14 protein-coding genes are annotated in these 14,363 nt (G+C 61.3%); 11 read left to right on the top strand and 3 right to left on the bottom strand.

All coding sequences use genetic code 11. From position 1 onward, the window contains the following. Nucleotides 1–36 precede the first annotated feature (36 nt). Nucleotides 37–354, top strand: coding sequence for a YkgJ family cysteine cluster protein (locus GR197_RS04380; RefSeq protein ID WP_164006934.1), 318 nt, complete (start codon nucleotides 37–39; stop codon nucleotides 352–354). Nucleotides 355–404: 50 nt separating this feature from the next. On the opposite strand, the gene GR197_RS04375 is transcribed toward GR197_RS04380, so the two are convergent. After that, nucleotides 405–974, bottom strand: coding sequence for a nucleoside 2-deoxyribosyltransferase (locus tag GR197_RS04375; protein WP_164006931.1), 570 nt, complete (start codon nucleotides 972–974; stop codon nucleotides 405–407). A gap of 243 nt (nucleotides 975–1,217) precedes the next feature. Between GR197_RS04375 and GR197_RS04370 the strand changes: the two genes are divergently transcribed. The 10 genes from GR197_RS04370 to GR197_RS04325 all read left to right on the top strand — a co-directional run bounded on the left by GR197_RS04370 (nucleotide 1,218) and on the right by GR197_RS04325 (nucleotide 13,095). Then, entirely contained in the window at nucleotides 1,218–1,463 is a 246-nt protein-coding gene (locus GR197_RS04370) for a DUF982 domain-containing protein (RefSeq protein ID WP_164006929.1), read from the top strand. 223 nt (nucleotides 1,464–1,686) lie between these two features. Beyond that, nucleotides 1,687–2,715 (top strand): substrate-binding domain-containing protein, encoded by a 1,029-nt coding sequence (locus GR197_RS04365; protein ID WP_164006926.1) that lies wholly within the window; start codon nucleotides 1,687–1,689, stop codon nucleotides 2,713–2,715. 66 nt (nucleotides 2,716–2,781) lie between these two features. Next, entirely contained in the window at nucleotides 2,782–4,320 is a 1,539-nt protein-coding gene (locus GR197_RS04360; protein ID WP_164007240.1) for a sugar ABC transporter ATP-binding protein, read from the top strand. A gap of 28 nt (nucleotides 4,321–4,348) precedes the next feature. Further along, nucleotides 4,349–5,341 carry an ABC transporter permease gene (locus GR197_RS04355; protein WP_204330041.1) on the top strand — a complete coding sequence of 331 codons (993 nt, stop codon included), beginning with the start codon at nucleotides 4,349–4,351 and terminating at the stop codon, nucleotides 5,339–5,341. 1 nt (nucleotide 5,342) lies between these two features. Then, nucleotides 5,343–6,347 carry a sugar-binding transcriptional regulator gene (locus tag GR197_RS04350; RefSeq protein ID WP_164006923.1) on the top strand — a complete coding sequence of 335 codons (1,005 nt, stop codon included), beginning with the start codon at nucleotides 5,343–5,345 and terminating at the stop codon, nucleotides 6,345–6,347. Beyond that, nucleotides 6,344–7,336, top strand: a complete 993-nt coding sequence (locus GR197_RS04345; RefSeq protein ID WP_164006920.1) for an aldo/keto reductase — start codon at nucleotides 6,344–6,346, stop codon at nucleotides 7,334–7,336. Before GR197_RS04350 ends, GR197_RS04345 begins: the two co-directional genes overlap by 4 nt. A 12-nt stretch (nucleotides 7,337–7,348) precedes the next feature. Beyond that, nucleotides 7,349–9,097, top strand: a complete 1,749-nt coding sequence (locus GR197_RS04340; RefSeq protein WP_164006918.1) for a glycerol-3-phosphate dehydrogenase/oxidase — start codon at nucleotides 7,349–7,351, stop codon at nucleotides 9,095–9,097. Then, on the top strand, nucleotides 9,070–9,912 hold the full coding sequence (locus GR197_RS04335; RefSeq protein ID WP_164006916.1) for a class I fructose-bisphosphate aldolase: 843 nt from the start codon (nucleotides 9,070–9,072) through the stop codon (nucleotides 9,910–9,912). The genes GR197_RS04340 and GR197_RS04335 overlap by 28 nt, the downstream gene beginning before the upstream one ends. A 31-nt stretch (nucleotides 9,913–9,943) precedes the next feature. Next, nucleotides 9,944–11,473 (top strand): FGGY-family carbohydrate kinase, encoded by a 1,530-nt coding sequence (locus tag GR197_RS04330; protein ID WP_164006914.1) that lies wholly within the window; start codon nucleotides 9,944–9,946, stop codon nucleotides 11,471–11,473. A 2-nt stretch (nucleotides 11,474–11,475) separates the two neighbouring features. Then, entirely contained in the window at nucleotides 11,476–13,095 is a 1,620-nt protein-coding gene (locus GR197_RS04325) for a GMC family oxidoreductase (RefSeq protein WP_204330057.1), read from the top strand. 178 nt (nucleotides 13,096–13,273) lie between these two features. Here the strand turns inward: GR197_RS04325 and GR197_RS04320 are convergent, their stop codons facing one another. Together GR197_RS04320 and GR197_RS04315 are read right to left on the bottom strand one after the other, a co-directional pair. Continuing rightward, nucleotides 13,274–13,477 carry a cold-shock protein gene (locus tag GR197_RS04320; RefSeq protein WP_003572688.1) on the bottom strand — a complete coding sequence of 68 codons (204 nt, stop codon included), beginning with the start codon at nucleotides 13,475–13,477 and terminating at the stop codon, nucleotides 13,274–13,276. Nucleotides 13,478–13,587: 110 nt separating this feature from the next. Then, on the bottom strand, nucleotides 13,588–14,100 hold the full coding sequence (locus tag GR197_RS04315) for a hypothetical protein (protein WP_164006910.1): 513 nt from the start codon (nucleotides 14,098–14,100) through the stop codon (nucleotides 13,588–13,590). Between the last annotated feature and the right edge of the window lie 263 nt (nucleotides 14,101–14,363).

Here is a 14,363-nt window from a genome sequence, read left to right as displayed (position 1 = left end):
TTGCGTTGTCGGCCGGTGTCGTGGTAGGAGCTGGGTATGACCTCATTAAACGATCTAGATTGCCAAACCTGCGGTGCGTGTTGCTCTTTCTCACCTGATTGGCCAAGATTTTCTACGGAAAGTGACGCTGCTCTCGATTTGCTGCCACCGCGCTTCGTCGCTGCAGATGAGACGGGAATGCGTTGTAGTGGGTCGCGTTGCGATGCGTTGTCAGGTCGGGTCGGTTTTGAGACATCGTGCCTCGTCTACGATATTCGGCCTGTCGTTTGCCGCGAATGCGTTCCAGGAGATGACGCCTGCCTGATGGCCCGTGCCGCCTTCGGACTAACGCTGCCACATCAGATCCTTGGGTAGACCAGCGCTTAAACAGGGCGCAAATTCATAGTTCTGCGTTGAAGCGCGCTTTAGCGCAGCTTCTCAACGGCGATGGCGAGACACGTCTTGAACGCCGCAAGATCGGTATAGAGCGCATCCCGAGGTGCGTCTCCGACGATGAGGACGCCACCGCGCCGCTCGATCCCGGCGTGCAGCATGAGATTGTCGGCAAGGCCGAAATCCTCGACCGCAATGCCGTTCGGGTCTCGCAGTCGACCATCGGCATCATAGGCGAGGGCGCCGCCATAAAGATCGCTCACGCGTTCGCTGTGATTCCGGGCCACATTCGTGTAGGCGAATACCGCCTTTCCACTTGCGCACATGAAGCCCAGCTCGAAGGCCGTCCCGGGATCGGCGGCAATGCCACGAAAGGGCGTCAGATTGGCGATGATGGCGTCAGCCTCCATCATCATCTTTTCGTCCACCGCGTTTATCGCCGCTGCGCGCTCGCGCTTCGAGTTCGTCTGCGGGATTTCCAGATCACCGGGCGAGAGTGGGAAAAGTCCCGCCTCGCGCGCAAGCGCTGCCTTCCGGTCGAGCATTTCACGGGCGTTTGGAAGGAAGACCTCCGGACCGGCCAGATAAACCTTTTTTGTCATAGATGAATTGCACCTCAATGGGATGGGCTCGGAATACCTACTTGCTGTATAGCCAAGGAGGATCACAATCCAGTGGACGAGAACCGCCGGCGACGCAGCGTGTACCAATCAGATCGTCCGCCGATGGAATTGTTGCGTAGCGTGTTGCCCGGCCCACGGCTCTTCTAGGACCAAAGCCCTATGCTGGAACGAGCTCGCGCAGATGACGTTCAGCCGATAGCTGAGAGAGCTAAGGAGATGTCGATGCGCCAAGATTTGTGGGACCAGCCGGTTGAAGTCATCATTGGGGACGGCGACCACCCTAAGAGTATCCGCAGCAGTAGGGACGCGCTCGCATATCTGATGACCTGTTGGCCGCGTGAGAGAGCAGCATCCTTCGCCGTCGCGAAGAAGACCTGCACGGACGCCGTCGATGGGCGGGCCGATTCAGCCGCGGCCGCATTGGCATTCAAAGTTGCGGCGGAAGAAGCGGGCGTCCTCCATCGCTAGTCCTTCTTTGGCGTCGATGAAAGCGATAGGTCACACAGCGTGACCTCTATCGGCATCTATGTGAAATATATTTCATCTAATGAATTTTATTGACAGTTCTCTGCTGTTCAGATTACCTGCCCATACCGGACTTCGAGGAGGAATTCCGGTCTTCAATGGATCATCGGCAGCCCTTCAGGCGCCGCCGGATATTTGGGAGGGGCTTCGGCCTCGAGGAGGAAACTTGCGCAGATTTTTAAGCACGACCGCATTGGCGGTCCTCGCATCGACGTTATTTGCCGGCGCAGCCAGCGCGGGCGAGGAAAATCCGTTCCGCTGCAAGCCGGGCGAAAAATACGTCATGAACGTCATGGTCTCGGGCGTCGAATATTGGTTCCCGGTCTATGAAATGTTCAAGCAGGCCGGTCAGCAGCTGGGTTGCGAGACAGCCTATACCGGCACGCCGGAATATGATGTCAACAAGCAGATTGCCACATTCGACCAGGCGCTGGCCCAGAACCCGGCCGGTATCCTCGTTCACCCGATGAACTCCGACCCGTTCATCGAGCCGATCAACCGGGCCATCGACCAGGGCACGGCGGTCGTCACCTTCGCAGCCGATGCGCCGCTCTCCAAGCGCATCTCGTTCATTACGTCGGACAATACCCGCGAAGGCACCTATGCGGCCGATGCGATTGCCGAAAAGATGGGTGGCAAAGGCGAATATGCTGTCCTCGAAAATCCCGGCCAGGACAATCACGACAAGCGTATCGCCGCCTTCATCGCCCGTATGGAGGGAAAATATCCGGATATGAAGCTGGTCGGCCGCGCTGCGTCCAACCAGGACCCGAACAAGGCCTATCAGGGCCTGATGAGCCTGGTGCAGGCACATCCGAACCTCGGCGCCGTCTTCATGCCGGAAGCGAACTCGGCAATCGGCGCTTCCCAGGCCAACAAGGAAAGCGGCGGCAAAATTCTCGTGATGTGCGCCGACGTCAACGCCAACATCCTCGACATGATCAAGGCGGGCGAAGTGTTCGGCTCGATCAACCCGAATCAGGGCATGCAGGGTTACATGGGCTTCATGCTCCTGTGGCTTGCCAAGCATCCGGAACTCATCGACCCGATGAACGACGCCAAGCGCGCTAGCTTCAACCCGATGAGCATTCCGTTCGTCGACAACGGCCTGTCGATCGTCACGGCTGATAATGCCGACGACTTCTACTGGGACAAGTACCTCAAGCGGCGGGGCACCAAAGGCATCGATGAGTAGGCCTTTGTGCCGGCTGTCCGGGCAGAAGTTCCGGACAGCCACCGCGGAAGTGAGGAGAAGACGATGATGGCGTCGGTGCCTGTTCTGGAAATCCGCAATGTCAGTAAGCACTTCGGTGCAGTTAAGGCGTTGACGGAGGTGTGCTTCAGCCTGGAAAGAGGCGAGGTTCATGCGCTTTGCGGCGAAAACGGCGCGGGCAAGTCGACGCTGATGAACATCATTGCCGGCGTGCTGCAGCCGACCGAGGGGGAAGTTGTCGTCGACGGCGTGCCGGTAACGGTGACGTCGCCGGCCGTGGCGCAAACCCTCGGACTTGGTCTCGTGCATCAGGAAATCGCGCTCTGCCCCGATGCGACAGTGGCCGAGAACATGTTCATGGCCGCGACCAACCGTCGCCGCTCGCCTTTCATGAACTATCGCAGGCTGGAGCGGGATGCGCAGGTCGTGATGAACCGGCTGGCGCCGATCGACGTGCGCCGTAAAGTCGGCGACTTGTCGATTTCCAGCCAACAGCTTGTCGAGATCGCCAAGGCGCTGACGCTCGAATGCCGGGTGCTGATCTTCGACGAACCGACGGCAGCGCTGACCGAATCGGAGGCGCAGGTGCTGTTCGGCATCATTCGCGACCTCAAGGCGGAGGGTATTTCGATTATCTACATCAGCCACCGCATGGCCGAAATTTTCAGCCTGTGCGACCGGGTCACCGTCTTTCGCGATGGCCGCTATGTCTCGACGGAGAAGGTGGCGGATGTGACGCCGGATGATGTGGTGCGCCGCATGGTCGGGCGAGAGATCACCCAGCTCTATCCGGAAAAGCAGGCGCCGGCGGAGCGGACCGGCGAGACAATTCTAAGCGTCCGCAATCTCGGCGACGGCAGCCGCTTCGCGCATGTGAGCTTCGACCTGCGCAAGGGCGAAATTCTTGGTCTCGGCGGGCTGATTGGCTCCGGCCGCACCGAGATCGCCGAAGGTATTTGCGGATTGCGGCCGGTGATTGCAGGCAAGGTTGAACTGCATGGGCAGCGGCTGCGGACGCGGTCCTATGCGCAGGCCGTGCAGGCGGGGGTCGTTTACCTGTCGGAAGACCGGAAAGGTTCCGGCATATTCCTCGATCTCTCCATCGCCCAGAACATTGCCGTTCTCGATCTGAAATCCCTGACCGGACCGCTTGGACTGTTGAATTCCAAGGCCGAGACGGATCGTGCCCGTGACCTGGTCCGACGGCTCGGCGTGCGGATGGGTGGCATCGACATGCCGGTGTCGTCGCTGTCAGGCGGAAACCAGCAGAAGGTGGCGATTGCCAAGCAGTTGGCGGTCAATCCCAAGGTCATCCTGATGGACGAGCCGACCCGCGGCATCGATGTCGGCGCCAAGTCAGAAATCCACCGGCTACTGCGCGATCTCGCGCGCTCCGGCATCGGCATCGTCGTCATTTCGTCGGAACTGCCGGAGCTTCTCGGCCTCTGCGACCGTGTGCTGGTCATCCACGAGGGCAGGGTGGCAGGCCAGGTCGAAGGCGAGGCGATGACGGAGGAAGAGATCATGCGGCTGGCGTCGGGCATCGGCGGTCACGACGGTTCAAGGGCATCAGAGCATGCCGCATAGAGAAAAAGCAGGGGCAGGAGAGAAGGTCATGGCGGACGCTACGTTGGCAACGGCACATCAGGCACGCGCCCCCGGCTGGAAACGGCTGGGAACGATGCGCGAGGCGGGACTGATCGCGATCATCCTGGCGCTCTGCATCGCGATGAGCTTTGCCTCGCCGCATTTTCTGACGCTCGGCAATTTCCGGGCGATGCTGATGTCGTTCTCCGTCGAAGGGATCGTCGTCGTCGGCATGACCATCCTGCTAATCGTCGGCGGCATCGACCTGTCGGTGGGCTCGGTCGTCTGCTTCTCGATGGTGCTGTCGGGCTCGCTATTCCTGATGGGGCTCGATCCGTGGAGCGCATCCCTGATCGGGATCATTGCCAGCGGCCTGATCGGCTGTGTCATGGGCTTCTTCGTCACGGTCGTCGGGCTCAACCACTTCATCACCTCGCTTGCGGCGATGGTGATCGTGCGCGGCGTCTGCCTGATCATCACCAAGGGCACGCCGTTATCGCTATTCACTTTGCCGCCCTCGTTCAAAGCGATCGGGCAGGGCACGTTCTCCGGTGTCCCCTACGTGATCTTGATCTTCGTTGCCGTCGTCGTGCTATTCGATTTCCTGCTGCGCCGGGCAACCGCCTTCCGCAAGGTGTTCTACACCGGCAGCAACGAGAAGGCGGCGCTCTATTCCGGCATCAAGACCAACCAGGTGAAATTCTGGGTGACGGTGCTCTGCACCACGCTGTCCGGTGTTGCCGGGGTAATCTACATGTCCCGCTTCGGCGCCGCGACCCCGACCTTTGGTGTCGGCATGGAACTCAACATCATCGCCGCTGCGGTGATTGGCGGTGCATCGCTGAATGGCGGCTCCGGCACCATCCTCGGGGCAATTCTCGGTATTGCCCTGCTGTCGGTCGTCACAAGCTCGTTGATCTTGCTCGACGTGTCCGTCTATTGGCAAGATATGATCAAAGGCTGCATTCTGCTTGCCGCCGTCTCGATCGACCATTTCCTGCACAAGCGGAAGGCTGCCTGATATGCCGATAGCCAAACTCAGACCCGCGAACGCGCCGCGCGAGGAAATCGTCATCGCCCGGCAGATGCACCAGGCTCTGGTGCTGCATTTTCTCGAAGGACTGACGCAGGCGCAAATTGCCGATCAGCTCGGCATCTCGCACGCCACCGTCAACCGCCTGATCAAGCGCGGCCGCCAGCTCGGCCTGGTCGAGATCAAGATCAAGTCGCCGGTCGAGCCGCTGGTTGATATGGAAGAACGGCTGCTGGCGCTTGGCGGCATCGGTCGTGCGGTGGTGGTGCCGACGGTGTCCGACAATCCGCAGACGGCGCTGCAAGCTGTCGGCGAAGCGGCAGCGCGGTTGCTGGTGGAAGAGATCGTCGACGGCGATACGATCTGCATTACCGGCGGCAAAGGGGTGAGCGCCGTCGTCGCCGGTCTGCAGCCGCCGCGTCGTTTCGACATCGAAGTCATTCCGGCAACCGGGTGCGTGCAGGGTAAGCACTACACCGACGTCAACCATGTCTCGACCTTGATGGCCGACCGGCTTGGAGGACGTTCCTACCAGATCCACGCACCGCTCTTTGCCGACGATGCCGAGCAGCGGGCGATGCTGATCAACATGCGCTCCGTCGCAGACGTTTTCAAACGGGCGCGCGAGGCGAAGGTGGCGGTGGTCGGCATCGGTTCGATCCTGTCGGACGATTCCAGCTATTACGACCTACATCCCTCCTCAAGCACCGACCGCGCCGCGATCGAGCGGTCCGGCGCCTCCTGCGAATTGCTGGCGCATCTGCTCGATGATCATGGCCGGGTCTGCGACTACAGCCTCAACCGTTCGCTGGTGTCGTTGACGCTGGCGGAATTCGCCTCGATCCCCACCAAGATCGGTGTGGCGAGCGGGCCGAACAAGGCAGGCCCGATCCTCAGCGTTCTCAGGGGCAATCATCTGGATACGCTGGTGACTGATGAGGCGACGGGTGCGCAGGTGCTGGCACTGGCGAATGGCGAAGGAAAATGGGCATGAGCGGACAGCAATTGACACGTGAGATCGGCAAATCCGGCGTCTCCACCTCGGCGGTTGGGCTGGGCACCTGGGCGATCGGCGGCTGGATGTGGGGCGGGACTGACGAAAACGAATCGATCGCCGCGATCCAGGCATCGCTCGACGCCGGCGTGACACTGATCGACACGGCGCCGGCCTATGGGCTTGGACGGTCCGAGGAAATTGTCGGCAAGGCGCTGTCCGGTCGCCGCGACAAGGCCGTCATCGCCACCAAATGCGGCCTTGTCTGGCATACGCAGAGAGGCCGCCATTTCTTCGATCAGGACGGCAAACCGGTCCACCGTTATCTCGGCCGCGATGCGATCCTGCACGAGGTCGAGGAAAGCTTGAGGCGGCTCGGAACCGACTACATCGACCTCTACATCACCCATTGGCAGGATCCGACGACAGCGGTCGAAGAAACGATGCGGGCGATGGAAGATCTGCGCACCGCGGGCAAGATCCGGGCGATCGGGGCAAGCAATGTCAGCCGCGACGACCTCAATGCCTATATCGATGCCGGTGGTCTGGATGCCATCCAGGAGCGGTTCAGCATGATCGACCGCGAGATCGAGGCGGAGCTTCTGCCGCTGACCAAGGTGAACGGGATAGCGACACTGAGCTATTCGTCGCTGGCGCTGGGGTTGCTGTCCGGGACCATCGGTCCGGACCGTGTGTTCTCAGGCGATGACCAGCGCAAGGATAACCCGCGCTTTTCGGTCGCCAACCGCCAGAAGGCAATGGCGTTGGCCGACGCCATCCGGCCGGTCGCCGAAAAACACGGCGCCAGCATCGCCCAGACCGTGATTGCCTGGACGCTGGCCCAGCCCGGCGTCACCTTTGCGCTCTGCGGGGCGCGCAATCCGGCACAGGCGATCGACAATGCGCGGGCCGGGACCATCCGGCTGGATGCCGCCGATCGCGCGGCGATCGATGCGGCCATTGCGGCGAAACTGACTGATATGAGATAGCGGATCGCCATCATGAAACGTGAAGAGAACTTGGACGGGCTTCGCCAGAGCCCGAAGGTGGACGTGTGTATCATCGGCGGCGGCATCAACGGCATCAGCGTCTTTCGGGAGCTGGCGCTGCAGGGGCTGAACGTGCTGCTTATCGAAAAGCATGACTATTGCTCCGGTGCCAGTTCGGCGCTGTCGCGCATGGTGCATGGCGGGCTTCGCTATCTTGAAAACGGCGAATTCAAGCTGGTGCAGGAATCGCTGATCGAGCGCGACCGGCTGTTGCGCAACGCGCCGCATTACGTCGCGCCGCTGCCGACGACGGTGCCGGTGTTCGACATCTTTTCCGGCCTCGGCAATGGCATCGTCCGCTTCCTGGGTCTCAGCCGCCGTCCGAGCCGCCGCGGCGCCGTCGCCATCAAGGCTGGCTTGAGCATCTATGATTTCCTGACGCGCAAGAGGGCGCTGATGCCGCGCCACCAGTTTCGGGGCCGGCGTGCGACGCTTGCCAAGTGGCCGAGACTCAATCCCGACATCAAGAGTTCCGCCACCTATTTCGACGCCTGGGTCAGCCATCCCGAGCGGCTGGGCATCGAGCTTCTGCAGGATGGTCTTTTAGCCACGTCCGGTGCCATGGCGCTGAACTATGCTGAACTGCGGCGGACCGAAAATGGTCAGTATCACGTCGAGGACCAGATAGGCGGCGCGTCGGTTGCCGTCGAACCGGCGCTGATCATCAACGCCACCGGCGGCTGGATCGACATCGCCAATCAAACGCTGTTTTCGCCGGAAGCACAGCCGGCACCGCTGATGGGCGGCACCAAAGGCTCGCATCTGATCATCGACAATGCGGAGCTGCGCGACGCCCTTGCCGATCACATGATCTATTACGAGAACGAGGACGGGCGGATCTGTATCCTGTTTCCCTATCTCGGTAAGGTTCTCGTCGGCTCCACCGATATCCGCGTCGATGATCCGGAAACGGTGCGCTGCGAGACGGACGAGCGGGATTACATCCTGCAATCGCTCGCCTTCGTGCTGCCTGACATCACCATCCGTCCGGAGCAGATCGTTTTTCAGTTTTCCGGCGTGCGGCCACTGCCGGCCAGTACTGACAGTTTTACCGGACGCATCCCGCGCGATCATTTCTGCACCGTGCTGGAGCCGTCCGAGGGCGGGCCGCCTGTGCTCTGCATGATCGGCGGCAAGTGGACGACATTCCGGTCTTTTGGGGAATTGGCGGCCGACATGGCTCTGGAAAGGCTCGGCAGAAGGCGACGCGTTGCGACAACCGATCGGCCAATCGGCGGCGGGCGGGCATTTCCCGCCGACACGTCCGTCTGGCTTTCGCAGGTGGCGTCCGGCAAAGGCTTTTCCGGCGCGCGTATGGCTGAACTGTTTGCCCGGTACGGCATGGATGCCGAGGCGATTGCGGGTTTTATCGCGGCAGGCCCGGATGCAGCCCTGCCGCACGCAAGCTATTCGGTGCGCGAATTGCAGGTGCTGATCCGCGATGAGGCGGTGGAACATCTCGAAGACCTGCTTTTGCGGCGCACCACGCTTGCCGTTTCGGGCGAGCTTTCGCTCGATATGACGGATGCCGTCCTCGACCTGCTGGCGCAGGAAAAGCGCTGGACGCCGGGCCATCGCGCCAGTGAGCGCCACCGCTTTCTCACCCTTCTCAACGAACGCCACGGCGTCGGCGAAGACATGCTTTCCGCAAGGAACGAACCAAGGAGCACAGAATGCGACACAACAGCAAAGTCCGGATGAACCGGCTGTTCGGCGGCGGCCGCTGCCTCGACGTGGCGATCGATCACGGCGTCTGCAACGAACCGTCCTTCCTCGAAGGGTTGGAGGATATTCAGGCCGTCGTCAACGCCCTGGTCTCTGCCGGCCCGGATGCGATCCAGATGAATTACGGCCAGGCGGACCTGCTGCAGGACCTGCCCGGCAAGGACAAGCCGGCGCTGGTCATGCGTATCGACATGGGCAATCCCTATAACCGCATTCGCCATCGCGACATGTGGGCGGTGTTGCAGAACGAGGCCGAGCCGTTGATCGGCGCAATCGAGATGGATGCGGCCTGCGTCGTCGTCAACCTGTTCATGCTGCCGGACGAGCCGGACCTGTTCCGCCAGTGCGTGCAGAATATTTCCCGCGTGCGGACCGATTGCGACAAGTTTGGCATGCCGCTGATGATCGAGCCGCTTGTGATGCAGCCGGTCACCGAAAAGGGTGGCTACATGGTCGATGGCGATGCAGACAAGATCGTTACGTTGACCCGGCTCGCCCGTGAGATGGGCGCCGATATCGTCAAGGCGGATCCGACCACCCGTGCCGAGGATTTCCACAGGGTGGTGGAAGCAGCCCGGTGCCCGGTTCTCGTCCGCGGCGGCGGCAAGGAAGATCTTCGTGCCGTGTTCGACAAATCGGCGGCCTTGATGCGACAGGGCGCTGTGGGCATGGTCTATGGCCGCAACATCTATCAGCACGCCAATCCGAGTGCCGTGGTGCGCGGGCTGATGGCGATCGTGCACGAGGATGCGAGCGGCGAACAGGCCTTTGCGCTCTATCAGCAGGGCTGAGAGCGATTTCGAACCTTCGGAGGGGTTCTGCATGGGAGATTATCTTTTGGGGCTCGACGCCGGAAATACCGTCATCAAGGCGGTGATTTTCGACCGGCACGGCAACGAGATCGCGGCTGCCTCCGAGGAGGGACGCAGCCGCATGCCGAGCCCCGGGCATGTCGAGCGGGGGCTGGACGAACTCTGGATGAATGCACGGCAGGTCATCCGCGCCTGCATCGAAAAGGCAAAGATCCGGCCGGAGGAGATTGCCGCGATCGGTTGCGCCGGGCATGGCAACGGTCTCTATGCGCTTGACCGCGACGGCGCTCCGCTGCTCGCCATCCAGTCACTCGACACGCGGGCGGCCGGGCTGGTCGATGAATGGCGGGCGGCCGGCGTCGGAGACCGGACCTATCCGATTGCCCGCCAGCGTCCGTGGCCGTCCCAGACGCCGACATTGCTTGCCTGGCTTAAGCGTTACCGGCCGGAGCTGTTCGACCGCATCGGCACGGTGTTCTTCTCCAAGGATTTTATCGTCAACCGCCTGACCGGTCGCCGCGTCAGCGAGGTTTCCGACATGTCAGGGGCCGGTTTGCTCGATCTTGCCGCGCGCCGCTACGACAAGGCGCTGATGGAGGCTTATGGACTGGGCGATTGCATGGATCTCCTGCCGCCGCTCATCGAAAGCGCCGATATTGCCGGCACGGTAACGGCAGAGGTGGCGACGCAAACCGGGCTCGCTGCCGGTACGCAGGTGGTCGGCGGGCTGTTCGATGTTGTCGCCTCGGCGCTCGGCTCGGGCGTTTCGCGCACCGGCAGCGCCGCGATCATTGCCGGTACCTGGAGCATCAACCAGGTTATCATCGACGGTCCCGACCTCGACGGGCCGGTGTTCATGTCCTCGACCTTCGATCGCACGCGTTACATGGCGATGGAAAACAGCGCCACCTCGGCCGCTAATCTCGAATGGCTGGTGCGGGAATTCTTCGAAGGCGAGCATGCGGAAGGGGTTTCGCCCTTCGATTCCTGTTGCGCACTGGCCGCGGCGATCAAGCCCGCGGCAGACGACCCGCTCTATCATCCCTATCTCTATGGCGCCCAGCAGGACGGCCACGCGCGCGCCGGCTTCTACGGACTTGCCGGTTGGCACAGCAAGGGGCATCTGGTGCGCGCGCTTCTCGAAGGCGTCGCCTTCGGCCATCGCCAGCACATCGAGACGATCCGGAAGGCCGGCGCTGATTTCAACGAAGCCGTGCTGTCCGGCGGCGGCTCGCGCAGCCTGATCTGGCCGCAGATCTTTGCCGATGTGCTCGGCGTTCCCGTCACCGTCGCCCGCTCGCGCGAAACCGGTGCGCTGGGGGCGGCGATTGCGGCTGGAACCGGCGTCGGCATCTTCGCGGACTTCGGCACTGGTGCTGCGGCGATGGTGCAGACCGAGCGGCATTATCGTCCGGATGTCTCGCTTAAGGCACATTATGCGCGGCGTTACGCTCTCTATCTTGAAATCGCCGAGGCGATGGCGCCGCTCTGGCGGCGCCTGACGGCGGTCCCGCCGGCGGCGGCAGGAGTGGCGGCGTGAATATGCGTGTGAACGATACGGCCATCGAGGCTGGAAGCTATGATTACATCATCGTCGGCGCGGGATCGGCGGGATGCGTTCTGGCCAACCGGTTGTCGACTAATCCGAAAACCCGCGTCCTGCTGCTCGAAGCCGGCGGCAGCGACCGGTATCATTGGGTGCATGTGCCGATCGGCTATCTCTACTGCATGGGCAACCCGCGGACCGACTGGATGATGAAGACGGCTGAAGAAACCGGGCTGAACGGCCGGTCGCTACCCTATCCGCGTGGAAAGGTGCTGGGCGGCTGCTCATCGATCAACGGCATGATCTACATGCGCGGCCAGGCGGCCGATTACGACGGCTGGCGGCAAGCGGGAAATTCCGGTTGGGGCTGGGACGACGTGCTGCCCTATTTCCTGAAATCCGAGGACAATTATCGTGGCAGGTCGCGGATGCACGGGGAAGGCGGCGAATGGCGGGTGGAAAAGCAACGGCTCTCCTGGCCGATCCTCGATGCCTTTCGCGATGCGGCCGAAGAACTCGGCATTCCCAAAACCGACGATTTCAACGATGGGGACAATGAAGGTTCAGGCTATTTCGAGGTCAATCAGCGCGGCGGCCTGCGCTGGAACACCACCAAGGCCTTTCTGCGCCCGGCGATAAAGCGGGCCAATCTGCGGGTGCTGACCAGCGCTGAAACAGAGCGGCTGGAATTCGACGGCAGGAGGGTGGCCGGCGTGCGGTTCCGGCTGAACGGGCAAACTCATCTGGCGCGCGCCGGCCGCGAAGTCATTCTGTCTGCCGGTGCGATCAATTCGCCGAAAATCCTGGAGCTCTCCGGGGTGGGCCGCCCGGACGTGTTGTCGGCTGCCGGACTTGATGTCACCCATGAACTTCCGGGTGTCGGCGAAAACCTGCAGGACCATCTGCAGATCCGTACGGTTTTCCGCATCGAGGGCGCAAAGACGCTGAATCAGCTCTATCACAACCTGTTCACCCGGGCGGGCATGGGGCTTGAATATATGCTGCACCGGTCCGGTCCGCTGTCTATGGCGCCGAGCCAGCTTGGTATCTTTGCCAAAAGCGATCCGGCGGTTGCGACCGCCGATCTCGAATATCACGTGCAGCCCTTGAGCACCGACCGGCTGGGCGAGCCGCTGCACACATATCCGGCCGTCACCGTTTCGGTCTGCAATCTGCGGCCGGAAAGCCGGGGCACCGTGCATATTGGCGGCCCGGACCTTTCCGCGGCACCGGAAATCCGCCCGAATTATCTTTCGACCGTCGGCGACCGGATCGTTGCAACAAAATCGATTCGGCATGCCCGCCGGCTGATGGAGGCTGACGCCGTCGCCAAGTACCGGCCGCAGGAAATGCTGCCTGGCGCGGAATACCAAAGTGACGAGGATCTGATTCGTCGCGTCGGCGATATCGCCACGACGATCTTCCATCCGGTCGGCACCTGTAAGATGGGCAGCGACACGATGGCGGTCGTCGATTCGCAATTGCGGGTGCATGGGCTGGCGAAGCTGCGGGTCGTCGATGCGTCGATAATGCCGACGATCGTCTCGGGTAATACCAACTCGCCGGTGATCATGATTGCCGAGAAGGCCGCCGAGAGTATCCTATCAGGGCAATAGCTCTTGGGATTGCCTGAAGTGAATGCGTGAAACGTCTTGCCGTCCCGGTACCCCAAAACGACACGCGCAACGCTTGGTTACCGTCGTGACAGCCTATCGCGCTAAGGCATTCTTGCCTGCGGACTGTGACGAGGAGCCCAACCCGCTTAACGCGGGCTGGGCAATCTTCGACTTTCGATCAGAGGGTTGAGACGTTCTCAGCCTTTGATTTTCCGGTCTTGCGATCCTGTCCGACGTCAAAGCTGACCTTGTCGCCTTCGCGGAGCGAGCCGCCGCGCTGCAGCGCAGACACGTGCACGAACACGTCCTGTCCGCCATCCTCAGGGGTAATGAAGCCGAAGCCCTTGTCGTCATTGAAGAATTTAACCGTACCTGTCGGCATGAGATAACTATTCCTTGTGTCATTCGTCGATTTGCGAAAGCGAAACTATACCGCCGACGCTTCTCTATCAACCTTCATGCCAATGACGCAATTCAAAAGCAGCGAAGGCACTAGCTTCGTTGAAGGTCAATCAGGCTCGTGACAACAGATCGACCTGTGGTGGGGTCGGTATCGACGGTCATGAGGCGCATGCCCGACGCTCCGATCTTTCTGATCGTCATCTGCGCACGTCGATCGCCATTTACCTCCTTGGCCCACTTTATCGCGAGGTTTATGGCATCGCCGTTGCGCTTGCCGCCAAGACCCGCGGTGCCGGTTCCCGCTCCAACATAGGAGCCGGTGTAGCTGTCACCGCTCGCCTTGAGATTGGCGCTGATGATGCGGGAAAAAACCATGAGGCTGGTGCAGCGCCCGTTGAGTGCGAGGGAACTCGCGTTTGTGTCCGACTTGAAGCGGCAAGTGACGTTGAGGGTGGGTGCATTTGTCCGCACTTTCACCGTCCCTTTACCGCTCCAACTTCCGGCAAGTGTTTTCAGGAAGGCTGATTCGTCGGCATGAACACCGGCGGCAAGGACCCCCGACCCGGTCGCAATGGCGATGGAGCATGCAATGACCTGGATCATGTGAGTGGTTTTCTGCCCGTGGGACATCAGCATCACGACGCTCAGCTAATCGAGGAGAAGGGTGGTCATATAATCTCTCGGCGTTGATTTGGTTCCGTGTGGAAAGCAATCAGGCTTGCAACAGCACTCCGGTTGCGAACGTGGTGTACGCACATGCGTATCAACAGGATCGACGTAGAAATGCTGCCCAAGCGTGCAAAAATGGATTGCGAATCCTTCGCGTCAGGTTGTAGATCGGGATCACGCAGTGGGATGATGCAAGC

This window comes from Rhizobium phaseoli (assembly GCF_010668805.1).
Classification (GTDB): domain Bacteria; phylum Pseudomonadota; class Alphaproteobacteria; order Rhizobiales; family Rhizobiaceae; genus Rhizobium; species Rhizobium phaseoli_A.
The sequence above is the reverse complement of the archived record's forward strand: the minus strand, read 5'-3'. Positions and strand labels throughout refer to the sequence as shown.

Excerpts from the sequence above, each read along its gene's own strand:
- GR197_RS04370 (WP_164006929.1), top strand. The coding sequence starts at position 1,218 with ATGCGCCAAGATTTGTGGGACCAGCCGGTTGAAGTCATCATTGGGGAC.
- GR197_RS04325 (WP_204330057.1), top strand. The coding sequence starts at position 11,476 with ATGCGTGTGAACGATACGGCCATCGAGGCTGGAAGCTATGATTACATC.
- GR197_RS04345 (WP_164006920.1), top strand. The coding sequence starts at position 6,344 with ATGAGCGGACAGCAATTGACACGTGAGATCGGCAAATCCGGCGTCTCC.
- GR197_RS04375 (WP_164006931.1), bottom strand. The coding sequence starts at position 974 with ATGACAAAAAAGGTTTATCTGGCCGGTCCGGAGGTCTTCCTTCCAAAC.
- GR197_RS04360 (WP_164007240.1), top strand. The coding sequence starts at position 2,782 with ATGGCGTCGGTGCCTGTTCTGGAAATCCGCAATGTCAGTAAGCACTTC.
- GR197_RS04320 (WP_003572688.1), bottom strand. The coding sequence starts at position 13,477 with ATGCCGACAGGTACGGTTAAATTCTTCAATGACGACAAGGGCTTCGGC.
- GR197_RS04380 (WP_164006934.1), top strand. The coding sequence starts at position 37 with ATGACCTCATTAAACGATCTAGATTGCCAAACCTGCGGTGCGTGTTGC.
- GR197_RS04355 (WP_204330041.1), top strand. The coding sequence starts at position 4,349 with ATGGCGGACGCTACGTTGGCAACGGCACATCAGGCACGCGCCCCCGGC.
- GR197_RS04315 (WP_164006910.1), bottom strand. The coding sequence starts at position 14,100 with ATGATCCAGGTCATTGCATGCTCCATCGCCATTGCGACCGGGTCGGGG.
- GR197_RS04335 (WP_164006916.1), top strand. The coding sequence starts at position 9,070 with ATGCGACACAACAGCAAAGTCCGGATGAACCGGCTGTTCGGCGGCGGC.
- GR197_RS04350 (WP_164006923.1), top strand. The coding sequence starts at position 5,343 with ATGCCGATAGCCAAACTCAGACCCGCGAACGCGCCGCGCGAGGAAATC.
- GR197_RS04330 (WP_164006914.1), top strand. The coding sequence starts at position 9,944 with ATGGGAGATTATCTTTTGGGGCTCGACGCCGGAAATACCGTCATCAAG.
- GR197_RS04340 (WP_164006918.1), top strand. The coding sequence starts at position 7,349 with ATGAAACGTGAAGAGAACTTGGACGGGCTTCGCCAGAGCCCGAAGGTG.